The sequence below is a fragment of the Protofrankia sp. CiP1_Cm_nod4 genome, assembly GCF_982290645.1.
On sequence record NZ_CEVIVC010000040.1, the window covers coordinates 17,238 to 35,584 of the forward strand.

The 18,347-nt window shown below is 70.9% G+C and carries 16 protein-coding genes; 7 read left to right on the plus strand and 9 right to left on the minus strand.

Translation table 11 applies throughout. The features are described from left to right. Window positions 1–309: 309 nt before the first annotated feature. A complete protein-coding gene (locus AC5LSR_RS10150; protein WP_250284869.1) occupies window positions 310–1,773 on the plus strand; it encodes an AAA family ATPase in 1,464 nt (487 codons plus the stop codon). An 18-nt stretch (window positions 1,774–1,791) separates the two neighbouring features. Here the strand turns inward: AC5LSR_RS10150 and vapC are convergent, their stop codons facing one another. From vapC to AC5LSR_RS10180, 6 genes are all read right to left on the minus strand, one after another. Then, window positions 1,792–2,193 (minus strand): type II toxin-antitoxin system VapC family toxin, encoded by a 402-nt coding sequence (gene vapC / locus AC5LSR_RS10155; RefSeq protein ID WP_250284862.1) that lies wholly within the window; start codon window positions 2,191–2,193, stop codon window positions 1,792–1,794. Further along, window positions 2,190–2,435, minus strand: coding sequence for a type II toxin-antitoxin system VapB family antitoxin (locus AC5LSR_RS10160; RefSeq protein ID WP_493464782.1), 246 nt, complete (start codon window positions 2,433–2,435; stop codon window positions 2,190–2,192). Before AC5LSR_RS10160 ends, vapC begins: the two co-directional genes overlap by 4 nt. Window positions 2,436–2,583: 148 nt before the next feature. Further along, a complete protein-coding gene (locus AC5LSR_RS10165) occupies window positions 2,584–3,090 on the minus strand; it encodes a MarR family winged helix-turn-helix transcriptional regulator (RefSeq protein WP_250284866.1) in 507 nt (168 codons plus the stop codon). Window positions 3,091–3,323: 233 nt separating this feature from the next. Beyond that, window positions 3,324–6,578, minus strand: coding sequence for a fused isobutyryl-CoA mutase/GTPase IcmF (gene icmF / locus AC5LSR_RS10170; protein WP_493468382.1), 3,255 nt, complete (start codon window positions 6,576–6,578; stop codon window positions 3,324–3,326). 524 nt (window positions 6,579–7,102) lie between these two features. After that, a complete protein-coding gene (locus AC5LSR_RS10175; RefSeq protein ID WP_250281105.1) occupies window positions 7,103–8,062 on the minus strand; it encodes an electron transfer flavoprotein subunit alpha/FixB family protein in 960 nt (319 codons plus the stop codon). A 14-nt stretch (window positions 8,063–8,076) separates the two neighbouring features. Continuing rightward, the gene (locus tag AC5LSR_RS10180; RefSeq protein WP_445548529.1) at window positions 8,077–8,862 is read right to left on the minus strand and encodes an electron transfer flavoprotein subunit beta/FixA family protein; all 786 of its coding nucleotides are present in this window, start codon (window positions 8,860–8,862) and stop codon (window positions 8,077–8,079) included. A 264-nt stretch (window positions 8,863–9,126) separates the two neighbouring features. On the opposite strand from AC5LSR_RS10180, the gene AC5LSR_RS10185 reads away from it, so the two are divergent. The 6 genes from AC5LSR_RS10185 (at window position 9,127) to AC5LSR_RS10210 (ending at window position 15,274) form a co-directional block, all read left to right on the plus strand. After that, window positions 9,127–10,578, plus strand: a complete 1,452-nt coding sequence (locus tag AC5LSR_RS10185; RefSeq protein ID WP_250281110.1) for an NsdA family TPR-like regulatory protein — start codon at window positions 9,127–9,129, stop codon at window positions 10,576–10,578. A gap of 261 nt (window positions 10,579–10,839) precedes the next feature. After that, a complete protein-coding gene (locus AC5LSR_RS10190) occupies window positions 10,840–11,730 on the plus strand; it encodes a class I SAM-dependent methyltransferase (protein WP_250281111.1) in 891 nt (296 codons plus the stop codon). Beyond that, window positions 11,727–13,241: a 1,4-alpha-glucan branching protein domain-containing protein gene (locus tag AC5LSR_RS10195; RefSeq protein ID WP_250281112.1), complete on the plus strand. Its 1,515-nt coding sequence runs from the start codon at window positions 11,727–11,729 to the stop codon at window positions 13,239–13,241. The genes AC5LSR_RS10190 and AC5LSR_RS10195 overlap by 4 nt, the downstream gene beginning before the upstream one ends. Window positions 13,242–13,407: 166 nt before the next feature. Next, the gene (locus AC5LSR_RS10200; RefSeq protein WP_250281114.1) at window positions 13,408–13,635 is read left to right on the plus strand and encodes a hypothetical protein; all 228 of its coding nucleotides are present in this window, start codon (window positions 13,408–13,410) and stop codon (window positions 13,633–13,635) included. An 8-nt stretch (window positions 13,636–13,643) separates the two neighbouring features. After that, window positions 13,644–14,219: a type II toxin-antitoxin system VapC family toxin gene (locus AC5LSR_RS10205; RefSeq protein ID WP_250281116.1), complete on the plus strand. Its 576-nt coding sequence runs from the start codon at window positions 13,644–13,646 to the stop codon at window positions 14,217–14,219. After that, window positions 14,216–15,274 (plus strand): endonuclease/exonuclease/phosphatase family protein, encoded by a 1,059-nt coding sequence (locus AC5LSR_RS10210; RefSeq protein ID WP_250281119.1) that lies wholly within the window; start codon window positions 14,216–14,218, stop codon window positions 15,272–15,274. The genes AC5LSR_RS10205 and AC5LSR_RS10210 overlap by 4 nt, the downstream gene beginning before the upstream one ends. Window positions 15,275–15,329: 55 nt before the next feature. On the opposite strand, the gene AC5LSR_RS10215 is transcribed toward AC5LSR_RS10210, so the two are convergent. The 3 genes from AC5LSR_RS10215 to AC5LSR_RS10225 form a co-directional block, all read right to left on the minus strand. Next, window positions 15,330–16,364: a M48 family metalloprotease gene (locus AC5LSR_RS10215; RefSeq protein ID WP_250292455.1), complete on the minus strand. Its 1,035-nt coding sequence runs from the start codon at window positions 16,362–16,364 to the stop codon at window positions 15,330–15,332. Window positions 16,365–16,634: 270 nt separating this feature from the next. Further along, the gene (locus AC5LSR_RS10220) at window positions 16,635–17,384 is read right to left on the minus strand and encodes an acyltransferase (RefSeq protein WP_250292457.1); all 750 of its coding nucleotides are present in this window, start codon (window positions 17,382–17,384) and stop codon (window positions 16,635–16,637) included. Beyond that, window positions 17,381–18,347 (minus strand): class I SAM-dependent methyltransferase (locus AC5LSR_RS10225; RefSeq protein ID WP_493468383.1); only part of this gene is annotated, 967 nt, incomplete at its 5' end. The genes AC5LSR_RS10225 and AC5LSR_RS10220, both read right to left, overlap by 4 nt.

Here is an 18,347-nt window from a genome sequence, read left to right on the forward strand (position 1 = left end):
CCGCGCCCGCCGGCGATACCCGCCCGACGCCCACAGTCCGCAACCCGACGCCCCAACCGCCGACGACCGGCCAACGGCGGCGGGCTGGACCGGACCATCACCCTCCGAATATCACCGCCGGCCCGCCAAGCACATCTGGCAAAGCGCGGTATCCGATCAGAGACGGTCGCACACAGTCTCAGATCATGGCTTCCACCTGTGGCTTTCTAGTGTAAGTACGTTTCATGTAATTGTGGTTACACTAGAATCCAGCCTTTGGAGGCGCCTTGGACGCCGGGATGGGTGGTGCAGGTGGAGCGGCCGGTGGACATGTTCGACCGGGAGGAGGAGTGGGCGGCGCTCGCGCGCTTCTGCGAGGACCCGACGCCGGGCGCGACGCTGGGCGTGGTCACCGGCCGCCGGCGGCAGGGGAAGTCGTTCCTGCTCGAGGCGGCGTGCGAGCAGACCGGTGGCCTGTACCACCAGGCGCTCGAAGGGACCGCTGTGGACTCGCTGCGGCTGTTCGGCGCGCGCTTCGCCGAGCACGTCGGCGCCGCGGCGCCGCTGGCGTTCGGTTCCTGGGCCGAGGCGGTCGACGCCGTGCTGGGGCTGGGCCGGCAGGCTCCGACCACCGTCGTCATCGACGAGTTCCCCTATCTGATCAAGGCTTCGCCACAGCTGCCCTCGGTGGTCCAGGCGGCGTTCGGCCCGCGCCGTCCCGAACGGACCGGCTCGCGAACACGGCTGATCCTGTGCGGATCCGCGCTCACGGTCATGGGCCGTCTGCTCGCCGGCTCGGCGCCGCTGCGCGGCCGGGCGGCGCTGGAGCTGGTCGTGCCCTCGCTGGACTTCCGGCTGGCCCGGGAGTTCTGGGGCATCGACGACCACCGGCTCGCGGCGCAGGTACACGCCGTCGTGGGCGGGACGCCGGCCTACCGGGACTTCGCTCGCGGGGACGGCCCGCGCGGCATCGACGACTTCGACGCCTGGGTGGTCAGAACGGTCCTCAACCGCAACTCGCCGCTGTTCCGCGAGGCGCGCTACCTGCTCGCGGAGGAGCCGGACCTGCGTGACCCCGGCCTGTACAGCTCGGTACTGGCGGCCGTGGCCACCGGCGCTGTCACCCGCGGCGCGATCGCGAACGCGGTCGGCCGGCCGACGGGCGACCTCGCGCACCCGCTGACCGTGCTGACCGACGCCGGCTTCCTGGTCAAGGCGGACGACCTGCTGCGCGACCGGCGTCCGGTGTGGCGGATCGCCGAGCCGCTGATCGCCTTCTACCACGCCGTCATGCGGCCGGTCTTCGGCCGGCTCGAGGCGCGTGGACAGGCGGCCAGGACCTGGCCGGGCCGGCGCGCCACGTTCGCCTCCCAGATCCTCGGGCCCGACTTCGAGGAGATCTGCCGGACCTGGGTGGCGCTGTACGCCGGCCCGGCGGCTCTCGGCACCGACGACCTCGGCGACATAGGCGACATCGGCCACGGCACCATCCACGACCGCGAACAGCGGGCGGCGATGGAGCTCGACGTCGTCGCGCTCGGCCCGGCCGACGGCGAGCGCCGCCGGCTCGTCGCCGTCGGCGAGGCCAAATGGGGCGTCGAGCTGGGCCTCGAGCATCTGAACAGGCTGCGACGCGCCCGCACGCTCATCGAACGGACGGGCAACCTGGACGTGACCGGCACCCGCCTCCTGCTGTTCTCCGCCACCGGCTTCACCGACGACCTGCGCGCCGCCGCAGCCCGCGCCCCCGACATCGTCCTCATAGACCTCCACCGCCTGTACGAAGGCGGGTGAGCCAGCAGAGGCCGCCGTTCACTCGACTGGCTCGATCCGCAGGCCGGTGATCCGGGCGAGGTTGTCGAAGTCGCGATCGGCATGCAGCAGACCCGCGTCGGCTCTGATGGCCGCCTGCGCGATGAGGCAGTCGGTGAGCACCCGGACCGTCACCCCGCTGTGCCGGGCGGATCGGTACAAGGCCGCGGCGTTCTCGTAATCGCCGGAATCATGCAGAGGAAGGATGGGTAGGGACGCGAGCAACGCCAGCAGCTCACGCTGGTGTTCGTGGGAACGGGCGCCTGCGAACACCTCAAAACGGACGATCTCCGTCGTCACCAGGTAGGCGTCCTCGTCGATCAGATCGCGTAGCCGCCGATGGACCGGTGACTTGCTCCCACGGAGCAGCTCGATCCACGCGGAAGTATCGACGAGAATCACCGGTCGTCACGGGAAACGCTGTCGAGACTCGACACGAAACCCGGGCGGAGCTCGCTCAGGTCCGCGTCCCAGCCCGTGCCTTCCAGGGCCAGGGCCCGGCGCCGGAAGTCGGCCCGGCCGACGAGATGCCGCAAGGCCAGATCGACGATTTCACGCCGGGTGTTCACTCCGAAGACGCGCATGGCCTCCTCGATCAACTCGTCGTCGACGACGATGTTGGTCCGCACATCAGCCATGGTCATCAACATACACACCTCTGTGTATGTTGCTTGTCAGCAGATCCAAGAGTGACAGTACGTGACACCATGGATCGCGACAAGTCCGATACATCCGGTCAGAAGTGATAGCTCGGTGGTCTGCTGGAGGCCGGTGGGCTGACGGGCTGGCAGGTCAGAAGTCGCCGGCGCGGCTGCGGAAGTCCCGGAGGATGTCGACGAGCGGGCCGACCTGCTCGGGTGGGAAGCCCGGGCTGGCGAACAGACGGCGGTTGAGCTCGACGGTGGCCGTGGTCGCCACCTCCCGGCCGGCCGCGGTGATCTCGGCCAGGGTGGTGCGCCGGTCCGTGGGGTGCGGGATGCGGCGGACCAGGCCCTGCGAGGACAGCCGGTCGACCGCGCTGGTCACGCTCGTCGGATGCACCTGCAGACGGTTGCCGACCTTGCTCATCGGCAGTGAGCCGGCCCGGCTGAACAGCAGCAGCACGAGCAGCTCGTAGCGGGCGAAGGTCAGCTCGAAGGGGCGCAGCACCTCGTCCGCCCGGGCCAGGATGATCTGCTGGGCGCGCATCACGGACGTGACGGCCGCCATGCCGTCAGCCGCTTCGGCCCAGCCGTGCGCTGTCCACTGCTTGCGCGCCTCCTCGATGGGGTCGAACGGCAGGGGTTTGGGAAAGGACACGGTCGGACGGCTCCTCCACGACGTGGCCGGTCGGCCGGGAACAACACGGGCCTCGTTTCCCGTGCCGCCGCGGGTCCATGGGGCCGCCGTGGGCTCTGGGAAACGTGGGCCTCCCGGACCTGTCGGAAACCTGCCACCTCCGGGGCCCCACCGGATCCGGCGGGACCCCGGACGCGAGCGAATCACGACCGCGCGGCCCTGGCCAGCCAGGGCCGCTGGGAAACTAGGCTGCTTCAGACATTACGACGGTACCGGCCACCGACTTCGAAGAAAGCGTCGCTGATCTGGCCGAGCGAGCAGTGCCGGACGGCCTCCATGAGGACGTCGAAGACGTTCTCGCCGGCCGCCGCGGCCTCGCGCAGCCGGCGCAGCACCTCGGGGGCCTCCTCGGCGTGCCGGGCCTGGAAGTCGGCGAGGCGCTCGAGCTGCGAGACCTTCTCCTCCTCCGTGGCTCGGGCGAGCTCGATGGGGCCCTGCACGCTGTCCTCCGCGTCGGGGTCGAGGAACGTGTTCACCCCGATGATCGGCAGGCTGCCGTCGTGCTTGCGCTGCTCGTAGAGCATGGACTCGTCCTGGATACGGCCGCGCTGGTAGCCGGTCTCCATCGCGCCGAGCACACCGCCGCGCTCGGAGATCCGCTCGAACTCGGCGAGGACGGCCTCCTCCACGAGGTCGGTGAGCTCCTCGACGATGTGGGAGCCCTGGAGCGGGTTCTCGTTGCCGGTCAGCCCCCACTCCTTGTCAATGATCATCTGGATGGCCAGCGCCCGGCGGACGGAGTGCTCGGTCGGGGTGGTCACCGCCTCATCGTAGGCGTTGGTGTGCAGGCTGTTGCAGTTGTCGTAGATGGCGCACAGGGCCTGCAGTGTCGTGCGGATGTCGTTGAAGTCCATCTCCTGCGCGTGCAGGGAACGGCCGGAGGTCTGGACGTGGTACTTGAGCTTCTGCGACCGCTCGGCGGCACCGTAGCGCTCACGCAGAGCGACCGCCCAGATCCGCCGGGCTACCCGGCCGATGACACTGTACTCCGCGTCCAGACCGTTGGAGAAGAAGAACGACAGGTTCGGCGCGAAGTCGTTGATGTCCATGCCGCGGGCGAGGTACGCCTCGACGTAGGTGAAGCCGTTGGCCAGGGTGAAGGCGACCTGGCTGATCGGGTTCGCCCCGGCCTCCGCGATGTGGTAGCCGGAGATCGACACGGAGTAGAAGTTGCGGACGCTGTGGCCGATGAACCATTCCTGCACGTCGGCCATGCAGCGCAGGGCGAACTCGGTGGAGAAGATGCAGGTGTTCTGCCCCTGGTCCTCCTTGAGGATGTCGGCCTGCACGGTGCCGCGCACGGTCGACAGCGCCCTGGCCCGCACCTCGGCGGCCTCGGCCGGGGTGGGCTCGCGGCCCTCGGTGGCGGCGGACCGCTCCAGCTGCTGGTCGATGGCGACATTGAGGAACATCGCGAGGATCGCGGGAGCCGGCCCGTTGATCGTCATGGAGACGCTCGTCGTCGGCGAGCACAGGTCGAAGCCGGCGTAGAGCTCCTTCATGTCGTCCAGGGTCGCGATCGAGACCCCGGACGTGCCGATCTTGCCGTAGATGTCGGGGCGGGGCGCCGGGTCCCGGCCGTAGAGCGTGACCGAGTCGAACGCCGTGGACAGCCGGGTGGCCTCCGAGCCCCGGGAGAGGTAGTGGAACCGCCGGTTGGTGCGGAACGGGTCGCCCTCGCCGGCGAACATCCGCGCCGGCGCCTCGCCGACCCGCTTGAACGGGAACACCCCGGCGGTGAACGGGAACCGGCCGGGCAGGTTCTCCGCGCGCAGGAAGCGCACGAGATCACCGTCGTCGCCGGTGCGGGGCAGCGCCACCCGGGGTATCGAGGTGCCCGACAGCGTCGTGCGGCGCAGCGGCGTGTGGATCTCCTTGCCGCGCACCGTGTAGACGAGCTCCTCGCCGGAGTACTCCGCCACCGTCGCCGGCCAGGCGTCCAGCTGCTCGCGCACGCTGGGATCCAGGCCCTTCTCGGCACCCTCGAGCAGGGCGTCGAGCCCCGCGTACCGGTCGCCGGCGGCGGCGAGCTCCTGGTGCGCGGTGCGCAGGTGCTGGCGCCGGCGGGCCGCCTCGACCTGCTCGGTGCTGTGCCGGTGGTAGGAGCGCACGGTCTCGGCGATCTCCGCCAGGTAGCGGACGCGGGACGCCGGGAGCACCCTCGTCAGCCCCGAGGACGCCTTGACCGACACCCGCGGCAGCGTACCGGCGGCCAGCGGCAGCCCCTTGGCCGCGAGCAACGAGATCAGGTGCTGGTAGAGCGCGGTGACCCCGTCGTCGTTGAACCGGGCCGCGCTCGTCCCGAACACCGGCATGTCCTCCCAGGAGGAGCCGAAGGCCTCCCGGTTGCGTACCAGCTGACGGCCGACGTCGCGGCGGGCGTCCTCGGCCCCGGGCCGCTCGAACTTGTTGATCGCCACCACGTCGGCGAAGTCCAGCATGTCGATCTTCTCAAGCTGGGACGCGGCGCCGTACTCGGGCGTCATCACGTACAGCGAGACGTCCACCAGGTCGACGATCCCGGTGTCGCCCTGGCCGATGCCCGGCGTCTCGACCACGACCAGGTCGTAGCCGGCGGCCTGGCAGGCCGCGATCACGTCGCCGATCCGTTCGGGCAGCTCGCTGCCGGCACCCCGGGTCGCCAGGGAGCGGAAGAAGATCCTGGACGGGCCGTCGCTGTCCCCGAGCACGTTCATCCGGATGCGGTCGCCGAGCAGTGCGCCGCCGGCGCGGCGGCGGGTCGGGTCCACCGCGATCACGGCGGCGCGCAGCTTGTCCTGTTGGTCGAGGCGCAGCCGGCGCAGCAGCTCGTCGGTCAGCGAGGACTTGCCGGATCCGCCCGTGCCCGTGATGCCCAGCACCGGGATTCCGGGCCGGGCCGCCTGGCGCACCTGGCGCGCGAGTTCGGGCGAGGCGCCGCCCTGCAACACGGTGATCGCCCGGGCGAGCGCGCCCTGGTCACCGGCTGCGATTGCCGGCACCGACGGCAGGTCGGCGGTCAGGTCGGTGTCGCACTCGGTGACAATGATGTTGATCATCCCTGGCAGCCCGAGCCGCTGCCCGTCCTGCGGCGAGAAGATCCGGGCGACCCCGCGGGAGTGCAGCAGGGCGATCTCGTCGGGGACGATGACACCCCCTCCCCCGCCGTACACCCGGATGTGGCCGGCGCCGCGCTCACGCAGCCGCTGGACCAGATAGCTGAAGTACTCGACGTGCCCGCCCTGGTAGGACGACAGTGCCACCGCCTGGGCGTCCTCCTGGATCGCGGCCGTGACCACCTCCTCCACACCGCGGTCGTGGCCGAGGTGGATCACTTCGACGCCCTGGGACTGCAGGATCCTGCGCATGATGTTGATCGCCGCGTCGTGGCCGTCGAACAGGGAGGCCACGGTGACGACCCGCACCGGATGCTGCGGGACGTGCAGGGGTGACTGACTGGCTACGCCCATCCTCGAAACCTCCGGACCAACGGCGGGCACACTTTCCCGTCCAATAGTTGGACGGGCAGATATTAGGATGCCCACACAATAGGCCGGGAGTCCAGACCCCGACATGATCGTTATTTTGCGAAGCCGTCCGGCCGGAGCAACAACGGAAGACGGCAAGAGGGCGTTCCAGCCAGGAAACACCCACAGAATCCACAACACCCACCGAGCGTCACCCACCGGACGCCGGGCCAGTGAGGCCGGGCCAGTATCGCCCGAAGCCGCACCCAGGGAACAGGGAACAGGATCGGACAGGGGCCCGAGCCGCCCGGACCCCTACCGCACCACCGGGCGTAGGGGCCCGTACCCGACGGGCGGTCCGCCAGGCCGTCCTCGGAACGGTTCCGGCTGGCGGCCGGCCGCCCACGCCAGGCGTACGGCGACGGCCGGACGTTCCTCGGGAGGGAGGGAACATCCGGCCGTCAGACGTCCGCGGAAGAACAGCGACCGGACGTCCGCGGACACGATGCCGCACAGCGGCGGCCCGGCTACCCCTTGCGCTTCTCGATCGCCTCGGTGAGCTGCGGGACGACGTTGAACAGGTCACCCACGATGCCGTAGTCGGCGAACTCGAAGATGGGCGCCTCCGGGTCCTTGTTGATCGCGACGATCGTCTTGGACGTCTGCATCCCGGCCCGGTGCTGGATCGCACCGGAGATGCCGACCGCGACGTAGAGCTGCGGCGACACGGTCTTGCCGGTCTGGCCGACCTGCTGCTGGTGGGGGTACCAGCCGGCGTCGGTCGCCGCCCGGGACGCGCCCACCGCGGCGCCGAGGCTGTCGGCCAGCTTCTCGACCAGCACGAAGTGCTCGGCGGCGCCGAGGCCACGGCCGCCGGAGACCACGATCTGCGCCTCGGTGAGGTCGGGACGGCCCGACTTGGCCTCGACCACCCGGTCGAGGATCTTCGCCGACTTCGCGGCGTCCGAGATCGTGATGTCGACGTTCTGCGTCACCGGGGTGGTCGGCGCGGCCTCGGGGGCGGTGGTGTTCGGCCGCACCACGAGGATCGGCGTCCCCTTGGTGACCTTCGAGGTGACGATCGTGGAGCCACCGAAGATGCCCTGGGTCGCGGTCAGGTCCGCCGCGACGGCGACCGCGTCCCAGAGCAGGCCGGACCCGGTCTTCGCGGCCGTGCGCGCGGCGGCCTCCCGCGCCTCCGCGGTGGCGGCCGTGAGGACCGCCGCGGGTGCGACGTCGGTCACCAGCTTGGCCAGCACCTCGGCCACCGGCGCCACCACATAGTCGACGACGTCGTCGGACTCGACGACGTACACCTTCGACGCCCCGTACTCCGCCAGGAAATCCTTGATCTTGGCGTACGTGCCGGGAGCGCCGAGGAAGACCGCGGACGCCTCGCCCAGTGACCGGGCGAGCGTCAGCAGCTCGGCAGTGACCTTCTTCGGCTCGCCGTCCGCGTGCTCGACGAGTACCAGAACCTCAGCCATTGGATAAGGACCCCTCAGATCAGCTTCTGCGCGACGAGGAACTCGGCGGCCTTCGTACCGCCGTCGCCCTCGTCCTTGACGATCGTCCCGGTCTGGCGGGGCGGCGCCGGCTGGGCGTCCACCACCGCCGACCCGGCGTTGGCGAGCCCGACCGTGGCGGGATCCAGGCCGGCGTCGGCGACGGACACGGTGGTCAGCGGCTTCTTCTTGGCCGCCATGATCCCCTTGAACGACGGGTAGCGCGGCTGGTTGATTTTCTCGACGACACCGACGACCGCCGGTATGGACGCTTCCACCAGAGCGTAGCCATTGTCGGCCTGGCGCTCGATACGAACGGTGCCCGCCCCCGGGTCGACGGTCACCTTGCGGGCCTGGGTGAGCTGCGGGAGCCCGAGCTGCTCGGCGAGCAGGGCCCCCAGCACACCGCCGCGGGCGTCGGAGGCCTCGGCGGCGGTGATGACGATGTCGGGCGACAGCGTGGAAATAACTTTCGCGAGCGCGGCGGACGTCTGCAGCGCGTCGGAGCCGGCCAGCTGCTCGTCGGTGATGTGCACGGCCTTGTCCGCACCCATCGACAGCGCCTTGCGGATGGTCTCGACGGCCTTCTGCGGGCCCAGGGTGACCACTGTCACCTCGCCACCATGGGCTTCCTTGATCTTCAGGGCCTCCTCGACACCGTACTCGTCCATCTCGTTTATGACGTTGTCCACACTTTTGCGATCGATCGTCCGGGTAACCGGGTCAAGCTTCTTCTCTGCCCAGGTGTCCGGCACCTGCTTGACAGTAACGACGATGTTCACCACGCCTCGAGGCCTCCGTAGCCACTTTTATCGGTCTGCTTGTTCCTGACATGGTCGCACCGGCAACGTTGTCACGCCCAATGATCGCCGGCGCGCTCCGAACCATGCCCCGTCCACGTTGCCACCGGAAGGCACCCGCGTGTGCATTCGGGCCGACTTCTGCACAGCCCCTTCCAGCACCGTGATCGGATCACTACTTTCTGTCCTGAGCCTCAAAAACACCATGCCGTCACGAAAAGTAATCATACGAGCCACGAGGGCACAATGAACAGAAAACCGGAACTGATCGGCTTCGTTCGGGATAATGACCCTGTATCGGACAAAGATGGATCCCGCCCGACACTGTTCGCACGTCTACTCGCCGAGATCTCGATCTCCGACACCCGCTTCGCCCGACAGGTCAACGAGCGCGCACGGCGACACCGCCGGATCGAGCTCGCGCTGGCACGGACCACAGTGGGCCACTGGCGCCGCGGCATGCGCCCCCGCGACCCCATGGTGGCCGAGCTCGCCGCCGCCGAGATGTCGGCGCTGGTGGGCTACCAGATCACCCCGACCGACCTCGGCTGGCGGGGTGAGACATTCCGCGGGGACGACTTCGGGCTCACCGTGGCCGAGCAGCCCGCGGGCACCCTTGGAACCATCGCCGGACTTTCAGGACGCGACATGCGCAGGCGAGATCTCTTGCAGGACGGAAGCGCGTTCGTAGCGAGCGCTTTCGCGGACTCGGTGCTGGCCAGCCTCACCGGCGTCGTCAGAACGGTCGACGACGCCGCCCCGGCCCCCGCCCCGACCGCAATGATGATCAGGGACATGACCGACACCTTCCGCAAACTCGACGCCCGCTACGGCAGCGGCGAGATCCGCGGACAGGTAGTCGCCTTCCTACACGACCGGGCCAGGACCGCGCTGGAGGCCCGGCACACCCCCGACCTCTTCGGCGCGCTGGCCGAGCTGACCCAGTTCAGCGGCTGGCTCGCCCAGGACTGCGACCGTCAGTCACTGGCACAACGCTACTATATACAGGCGCTCGGCCTCGCCGAACACGCCGGGGACGCCATGCTGGCCAGCCGGATCCTCTCCGTCATGAGCGACCAGGCCGGGTGCCTCGGGCAGCTCCGCCAGAGCCTCGCCCTGGCCAGGGCCGCCCTCGACCGCTCCCGCACCGTCGCGTCCGGCTCGGTACAGGTGATGCTGCACGACAGGCACGCCTGGGCCCTGGCCCGCAACGGCGACGAGGCCGGCTGCGGCAAGGCGCTGTCCGCCATGGACGCCGCGCTCGACCGGGCCGACGGCGGCGACGGCCCGGCGTGGTCCGCGCACTACAACGAAGCGGACATCGCCGAGTGCAAGGGCCACTGCTTCATGCTGCTCGGGCGGGCCCGGCGGGCCGAGCCCCTGCTGCTGGAGTCCCGCGCCCGGCAGCTCCCGTCCCGCACCCGCACCCGCAGCTACGCCGAGGCGGATCTCGCCCTGTCCTACCTGCGCCGGTCCGGCCCGGACGTCGAGGCCGCCCTGGACGCCGGACGCCGCGCGGTCGACCTGGCAAGCACCCTCGACTCCGTCCGGATCACCGAGAAACTGCGCGAACTCGACCGCGAACTGAGCCGACACGGCGGCATCGTCGCCGTCCGCGAGTGGCGCCAACACGCCGCCCCCCTGGTGGCCCGTCCCGACCGCCCCACCAAGGTGGCGGCGACAGCCGTCTCCGTCTGACCCGCCTCCCCCGCGCGGTCACCACCGGCCGTACGGCCAGCGCCCACCGCTTGACCGGCGCCGGCCGTACGGCCGGGCATCGCAGACGACCGCGTTCCGCGTGGCGACCGGGCCCGGTAGCGGGCCACGCGGGCGCGCGGCGGCATCCGGGCGCGTTACATCTCCATATTGTTCCTGCAATGCGTCATATACATCACACCTTTTGCTGTGCGTGGGGGGTCGTCGACACGTAGTGGTTACCAGTGCGTAAGGTCGGGTTTCATGGTCAGGCATGAGCCGGCGACGACGCCCCGCCACACCGCTGAGCCCCAGCGCACCGCTGAACCCCGCCGCGACGTCGAGGCTCGCCACGACGACGGGCCCCACCAGGGCGTCGAGGCCGACCCCACGTCCGACGATCAGAACACGCTGCTTGCCTGGGCGGTCTTCGGGGAGCGGACCGTGCCGGGGGTGTGGTTCGAGCGGTACTGGTTCAAACGGCATGAGGCGGCCTACGCCGCGTTCGCGCCCTTCACCACCGGGGCCGTGGTCGTCGAGGCGGGCTGCGGTGAGGGGTACGGCGCGGCGATGCTGGCGAGGTCGGCCTCCCGGGTCGTCGCGGTCGACGCCGACGCCGACGTCGTCGAGCACGTCCGGCGCGCCTATCCCGCCACCATCCCCGTCCGTGCCGATCTCCAGCGGCTGCCGTTCGCCGACGCCACCGCCGAGGTCATCGCGAACCTGCAGGTCATCGAGCATCTCCACGATCAGGAGGCGTTCCTGGCCGAGTGCGCCCGGGTGCTGCGCCCGGCTGGGACGCTGGTGCTGACGACCCCGAACCGGCTGACCTTCTCCCCGGGGCTCGACACCCCCGCGAATCCGTACCACACCCGGGAGCTGGCCCCGGACGAGCTCACGGCCCTCCTCGAGGAGCATTTCGTGGTCACCCGCCGGTGGGGCGTGTGGCACGCGCCACGGCTGCGGGCGTGGGAGCGCCGCAACGGCGCGATCGTGGACGCCCAGCTCGCCCGCCCCTACCCGCAGTGGTCCGCCGCGCTGGCCGAGCGGGTCCGCCGTACCGGCATCGACGACTTCGCCCTGCACCCGGACACCGCCGACACCCCGATCACCGCCAGCCTCGACCTGGCCGTGGTCGCCTACCGCCGGCCATGAGCCAGCCTGCCCGGACGCCGGCCGCGCCGGTCGGGACGTTCTGTCTGGTGCTGCACAGCCATCTGCCGTGGGTCGCGCACGCCGGCGCGTGGCCGGTCGGCGAGGAATGGCTGTACCAGGCGTGGACCGGCGCCTACCTGCCCCTGGTCGACCTGCTCGAACGCCTCGCCGACGCCGGCCACCACGACGTGCTCACCCTCGGTGTCACACCCGTGCTGGCCGCCATGCTGGACGACCCGTACTGCCTGTCCGAACTGGCCAGATGGACGGCGGACTGGCAGCTTCGGACACAGGGCGCGCTGGTGGACGGCGTGCCCGGCGCGGGCTACGAGGGCGCGCTGGCCACCGCCGCCCGGCACGCCGTCGAGGGCCGCTGGCGGCACGGGGCGTCACCGCTGCTGCGCCGCCTGGCCGACGCCGGGGTCGTCGAACTGCTCGGCGGGCCGGCGTCCCATCCGGTGCTGCCGCTGCTGGACGAGCGGATCGTCCTGGCCCAGCTCGGCGCCGGCCTCGACGACGCGGCCCTGCGTCTCGGCACCCGGCCCGGCGGGATCTGGGCCCCGGAGTGCGCCTACCGGCCGGGGCTGGAACGCCACTACGCCGCCGCGGGCGTGACCCACTTCGTGGTGGACGGCCCGACCGTCGGCGGTGAGACCGCCGGCGCCTACGACGTCGCCGGCAGCGGGGTGCTGGCCTTCCCCCGCGACCTCGGCGTCTCCTATGAGGTGTGGTCGCCCACCGCCGGCTATCCCGGGGGCGGGTGGTACCGCGACTTCCACACCTTCGACCACGGCAGCGGCCTGCGGGTGGCCCGGGTGACCTCGGTGGACACGCCCCCCGGGCGCAAGGCGCCCTACGAGCCCGCCGCCGCCCGCCGGGCCGCCGCCGACGACGCCGCGCGCTTCGTCGGTGTGCTGCGGCGGCGGCTGACCGAGCTGGCCGAGGCCAGGGGCGGCCGCCGCGCGCTGGTCGTGTGCGCCTTCGACACCGAACTGTTCGGCCACCACTGGCACGAGGGGCCGGCGTTCCTGGAGGCGCTGCTCACGCTGCTGCCCGACGCCGGCATCCAGGTGACGACGCTGTCGCGGGCGGCCGCGGCCGGGCACGTCGAGGGCGCCCGCGACCTGCCGGCGGGCTCCTGGGGGCTCGGCAAGGACTTCCACGTCTGGGCGGACGTGACCGACCTGACCAAGCTCGCCGCCGAGGTGAACGGCCGGCTGGTCGAGGTCGTGACCGCCGCCGCCCACCCGGCCCGGCGTGACGACGTCCTCGACCAGCTGGCCCGGGAGGCGTTCCTCACCGGCGCCAGCGACTGGGCGTTCTGCGTCACCCACGACAGCGCCGCGGACTACGCCAGATCCCGGGCCTACACGCACGCGGGACGTTTCGACGCGCTGGCCGACGCCGTCCAGGCCGGCGACCGCCTCGCCGCCACCAGGCTCGCCCGCCACTACCACACCCTGGACCACCCCTTCCCAGCCCTGGACGCCCGCCAGCTCACCAGAGCCTGACCGGGCTGTGGAGCTGTAGAACGCGATGCGGACAGAAGCCCCCGCCCCTGATGATCAACCCAGCTCGACAACCATGGGCCTGAGCCGGTTACATGCCACCGCGGATCCACCGCGAGGGCTACTTGGACGAACCAGATCAACAGCCCTGGGGACGTAGAATCGGCGCATGAGCATCACGCTCGACCTGCCCGACGAGCTCGTCCGCCGCCTCACCGCCGAGGCCGAACGGCGTGGCACCCATGTCGTCGACGTCATCGCCGACCTCGCCGCCCAGCTCCCTCCGGCTGAGACCTCGGCCCGCCGCAGGCTCGCCTTCGTCGGCGTAGGCGCATCCCACTCGGGCATCACCCCTCGCATCGACGAGCTTCTGGCCGACGGCTTCGGGCGGGACTGACACCAGGGGTGCTGCTCGTCGACACCGGAGTCATCGTCGCGGCCGCGGACCGCAACGACCCCCACCACACCGCCTGCGCGCAGCTCCTCGAGCGAACAGACAGCCCGCTCGTCACCTCGCCCCTCGTGATCGCCGAAGCGGCCTATCTGATCAATCGCGAACTCGGCCCTACGGCGGAGCTTGCCCTCTACACCGCCATCATCGACGATGCCCTCACCGTCGAGACCCTCACCCATACCGACTGGACCCGCATCCGGGAACTCGCCGGTCGATACCGCGGCCTCCCACTCGGCGGCACCGATGCCAGCGTCATCGCTCTCAGCGAACGACTCGGAACAGACCAGGTAGCCACTCTCGACCACCGTCACTTCCGCGTCGTGCGCCCCGCCCACACCTCGGCTCTCACACTCCTGCCATGGAGATGCCTGCCGCTGTCACGCCGGCGGCGGGAAGGGCGCGGAAGCCGGCCGTGCTGGCACCATGCGGTCGGCCGCGGTGCTGGGGTGTGGTTGGGCCCACTGTCGGATCCGCGTCCGACCCTGGTGGCCGCGGCGGCTGTCCCTACCGGCAACCTGTTGTCATGACCTCCCCGCATCCGGAGAGCGGTTCCGACCTGCCCGTGTTCCCTGGCGAACCGGAGCGGCCGGGGGCGAAGGGCCGCGCCACCGCCGTGATACCGCCACGCACCCTGACGATCTTTCTTTCCTGGGTGGTCGCCGGGACGCTCGTGATCATCACCGCGGGCCGGCTGCTCCATCTGGACGACGCGCTGAGCTGGCCGTACTCGGGGATCAACGCGTTCGCCCCGGTCGAGTACCTGCCCGCCTACATGGCGCTGGCGGCCGCCTTCGCGCTGCGGCGCAACCGGCTGCTGATCGTCTCGCTGCTGGCCGTCATCGCCCATCTGGCCTTCACCGTGCCCGAGCTGTGGCCGGGGAAGCCCGAGGCCGTCCCCGCCGACGCGGCGAAGGTGCGGATCATGACGTCCAACCTGCTGTACACCAACGGCGACGCCGGGCGGCTCGGTGCCCAGATCACCCGCCTCCGGCCCGACATCGTCGTGCTGGAGGAGGTCACCCCGCTCACCCTGGACGCGGTGACGAAGTCCGGCGCGCTGGCCGGCTACGCCTACCGGGAGGCGCATCCCCGGCCGGATCCGTTCGGGGTGGCGGTGTTCTCCCGGTTCCCGCTCGTCCAGGCGGAGCTGCCGCTGGTCGGTGACCTGCCGTCGCTGCGCATGACGGTCCGGGTGGACGCCACCCGGCAGTTCCGGCTCTTCGCCGTCCACACGGTGTCACCGACGAGCCGCGAGTACGCCACCCGGTGGCGGCAGCAGCTCGACACCCTGCGGGCGGAGGCCGCCCTGGCCCGCGTCCCGGTGGTGCTCGCCGGTGACTTCAACGCCACCCGCGACCACCGGCCGTTCGCGCGCCTGCTCGACGAGCGGCTGCGGGACGCCCACGACGTGGCCCACGCCGGCTGGGCCCCGACCTGGAACGCCAACCATCTGGTGCTGCCACCGCTGCTGCGGATCGACCACGTGCTGGCGTCGCCGCGGTTCGCCGTCACCGGCTACCAGGTGGGCGACGAGATCGGCAGCGACCACCGGCCGCTCGTGGTCGACCTCGCCCTGCGCTGAGCCCCCGGCGTGCGCCAGCCCCCCGGCGTGCGGTGAAGCGTCCGGCCGGGCCGGGTCAGCCGGCGGCCGTCCAGACGGCGAGACCGGTGCCGCAGGACGCGCAGAAGTTCTCGGTCGGACGCGGCGGTGTCGCGCAGGTCAGGCAGTGCCGGCTGCCGGCCCGCACGGCGTAGATGCCCTCCAGGATCTTCCGGGGCTCGTCCTCGTGCAGCCACTCGTCGAAGTAGCGGGCACGCTCGACCGCGAGCGGGTGGGTTCCGGTGGCGCGGATCCGCAGCCGGTGCAACCAGGCGAGGGGGCTCTGCTCGACCATGTCGTCGAGCATCCGGGCCTGCTCGAGGAAGGCGTCGGGGTTCATCTGGTCCAGCCAGCGGGCCGCGCCGCCGGCGAGCTTCATCATCATCCGGACACACGGGCCGGGATCCTGGACGGCGAGCATGGCCGCCCGGTCGGCGGTCAGCTCCGCCTTGCGGGCCCAGGCCGCCAGGCCCGCGCCCAGCCCGAAGGATGCGGCGTTGCCGATGACGGCGCCCGCCCCGCGGGCCACCCCCGCGCCCATGGCGCCGCCGACGATGCGGGCCATCGTCCCGTAGAGGATGTGGCCGCACTTGACGTGGCCGAGCTCGTGCGCGATCACGGCCAGCAGCTCGTCGGTGTCCATGATGTCGAGCAGGTCGGTGAACAGCACCACGTAGGGGCGGGTGTGCCCGGCGGTGTAGGCGTCGACCGGGCCGCGCCGGACGTAGAGCTCGGGCTCCGGGACGTCCAGGATCGCGCACGCCTCGCGCAGGATCGCGTAGATCTCCGGGAGCTGGTTCGGCCCCACTTTCACGCTGGACGCCGTGTGCTCCACGTAGTGGCCGCGCTCCACGCCCCATTCGATGTATTTCGCCACCGCCCGGTCGAACCCGGGAATCCGCTGCAGCGTACGGGTGGCCCGCCGGTCGAGAGGATGCCGAAAGGCGTCGGGGTCGAGCCCCGGCAACCGGACACGCCCGCTTTTTTCTGGCCGGTCGGCAACCTGTCGGATCGTTTTGGTGAAATCCACCGGCAGCTTCCGGATGTTTACGATGTCGTCGGCTTCGGCCATCCTCAACCTCTCGGGACACCCGCTCGGGCTGCTGTTGTCGGCCACTTTGTCGACCGCCATGTCGACCGCCATGCCGGCTGATCGTCATATTGTCGATCGAAGCGGGACGTCAGACGACATAATAGAGCCCGCCGGAAGGCCGCGAAAGCCCCGCCCCCGGTGGTGACGAAGTCGACTTCCCGACATGATGTCGGCCGTCCTGTCGATCATTATGCCGATCGCCGGATCCGCCACCGGGCCGGCCGCCGGTCCGACGGTCACCAGGGCGGGTCACCCCTGACGGGGACGACCGGCCTCGGCGCGGGCCGCGACGACCTCGGCGGCGGCCGCGGCCGTCTTGCGGGCGATGTCGGCCAGGGCCGCCCGCTTCGCCTCGGCCGCCTGATAGTCCGCCATCCGGTTACGCACGACGCGGACGGGGACACCCACCGCGACCGACATCGGCGCGATGTCGGCGTTCACCACGGCGCCCGCGGCGACCACCGACCCCGAACCGACACGGCTCCCGCGCAGCACGGTGACCTTGGTGCCGATCCACACGTCCGCGCCGATCCGCACCGGGGACTTCACGATGCCCTGGTCCTTGATGGGCACGTGAATGTCGTCGAACACGTGGTCGAAATCTATGATGTACACATCGTCCGCGATCATTGATTTTGCGCCGATTTCGACGTCGAGATAACAGTTGATGGTGCCGTTCCGGCCGAGGACGCATTTGTCGCCGATACGCAGGTTCCCCTCGTGGCAACGGATCCGGCTGTTGTCGCCGAGGTGCACCCAGCGGCCCAGCACGATCCGCCCGTAACCGGGGCGCCCCTCGACGGCCACGTTCTTCCCGAGAAAAACGAAACCCTCCGTCACCACCTGCGGATATCGCAGCCGAAACAGCGCGAACCGCCAGTACCGGCGCAGGTAGAAAGGCGTCCAGGCCCGGTGGCGGGCGATCCAGCGCACCGTGGAGAACGTCAGGAAACGCCCCTGCCGGGGATCCCCGTACCGGCGGCGGCCGAGTATTCTCACAGACGCCCGTCCGGTGCCCGGACACCGGTGACGAGAGCATTGTAGAAAAGGCCCGCGGGCACCACCCGGGAAGCGTACCGGGCGTCGAAGGCGGCAAGGCGCTGCCAGGTCCGGTAGACGCGCATCCGGTAGCCGAAGCCGAGCTTCGGCTCGGCGACGGCGCACTCGAAGGTGCGCACCGGCCAGCCGAACCAGGCCGCGGTGAGCTCCTCCGTGCGCACCTTCACCTCGGCCGCGCCGGCCCGGCGCGCCATCGCGGCCAGCTCCGCCGGGACGAAGGTGTGCAGGTCCACCACGGACTCCAGGGCGTGCGCGGCGGAGCTGGCCGCGAGCTCCCCGGCCGGCCGGGCCCAGCCGCGCAGCATCGGCAGCCTGGTCGCCCGGGTGGTCGCCCACCAGGTCGCCCGCGACAGCCGGCGGGCCACCACGTCGCCGTAGCGGGTCGGCTCCCCCGCGAACACGAACCGCCCACCCGGCCGCAGCACCCGCAGCACCTCCCGCAGCGCCCGCTCGACGTCCGGGATGTGGTGCAGGACGGCGTGCCCCACCACCAGGTCGAAACTCGCGTCCGGGTACGGGACGGACTCGGCGTCGGCGACCCGGCCCGCCACCGTCAGGCCCAGGCTCGCGGCGTTGCGGGTGGCGGTGGCGACCATCCCGGGGCTGATGTCGCTGACGTGCGCCCCGTCGCGGGCGACCACCCCGGCCTGCACCAGGTTGAGCAGGAAGAACCCGGTGCCCGCGCCGATCTCCAGGGCGTTCGGGTAGGGCCAGCCGGCCCTACCCGCGATGGTGACGAACCTGTCCCGGGCGTAGTCGATACAGCGGTCGTCGAACGAGATCGACCACTTGGCGTCGTAGGAGCCGGCCTCGGCGTCGTGGTAGATGATGTTCGCCTGTTTGGGGTCGCTCCACGCCGCCTGGATCTCGGACGCCGACGGCCCGGCCGCCCGGCCCGCCCCA

Excerpts from the sequence above, each read along its gene's own strand:
- AC5LSR_RS10150 (WP_250284869.1), top strand. The coding sequence starts at position 310 with ATGTTCGACCGGGAGGAGGAGTGGGCGGCGCTCGCGCGCTTCTGCGAG.
- AC5LSR_RS10160 (WP_493464782.1), bottom strand. The coding sequence starts at position 2,435 with ATGACCATGGCTGATGTGCGGACCAACATCGTCGTCGACGACGAGTTG.
- icmF (WP_493468382.1), bottom strand. The coding sequence starts at position 6,578 with ATGGGCGTAGCCAGTCAGTCACCCCTGCACGTCCCGCAGCATCCGGTG.
- AC5LSR_RS10175 (WP_250281105.1), bottom strand. The coding sequence starts at position 8,062 with ATGGCTGAGGTTCTGGTACTCGTCGAGCACGCGGACGGCGAGCCGAAG.
- AC5LSR_RS10185 (WP_250281110.1), top strand. The coding sequence starts at position 9,127 with ATGAACAGAAAACCGGAACTGATCGGCTTCGTTCGGGATAATGACCCT.
- AC5LSR_RS10190 (WP_250281111.1), top strand. The coding sequence starts at position 10,840 with ATGGTCAGGCATGAGCCGGCGACGACGCCCCGCCACACCGCTGAGCCC.
- AC5LSR_RS10195 (WP_250281112.1), top strand. The coding sequence starts at position 11,727 with ATGAGCCAGCCTGCCCGGACGCCGGCCGCGCCGGTCGGGACGTTCTGT.
- AC5LSR_RS10200 (WP_250281114.1), top strand. The coding sequence starts at position 13,408 with ATGAGCATCACGCTCGACCTGCCCGACGAGCTCGTCCGCCGCCTCACC.
- AC5LSR_RS10210 (WP_250281119.1), top strand. The coding sequence starts at position 14,216 with ATGACCTCCCCGCATCCGGAGAGCGGTTCCGACCTGCCCGTGTTCCCT.
- AC5LSR_RS10215 (WP_250292455.1), bottom strand. The coding sequence starts at position 16,364 with ATGGCCGAAGCCGACGACATCGTAAACATCCGGAAGCTGCCGGTGGAT.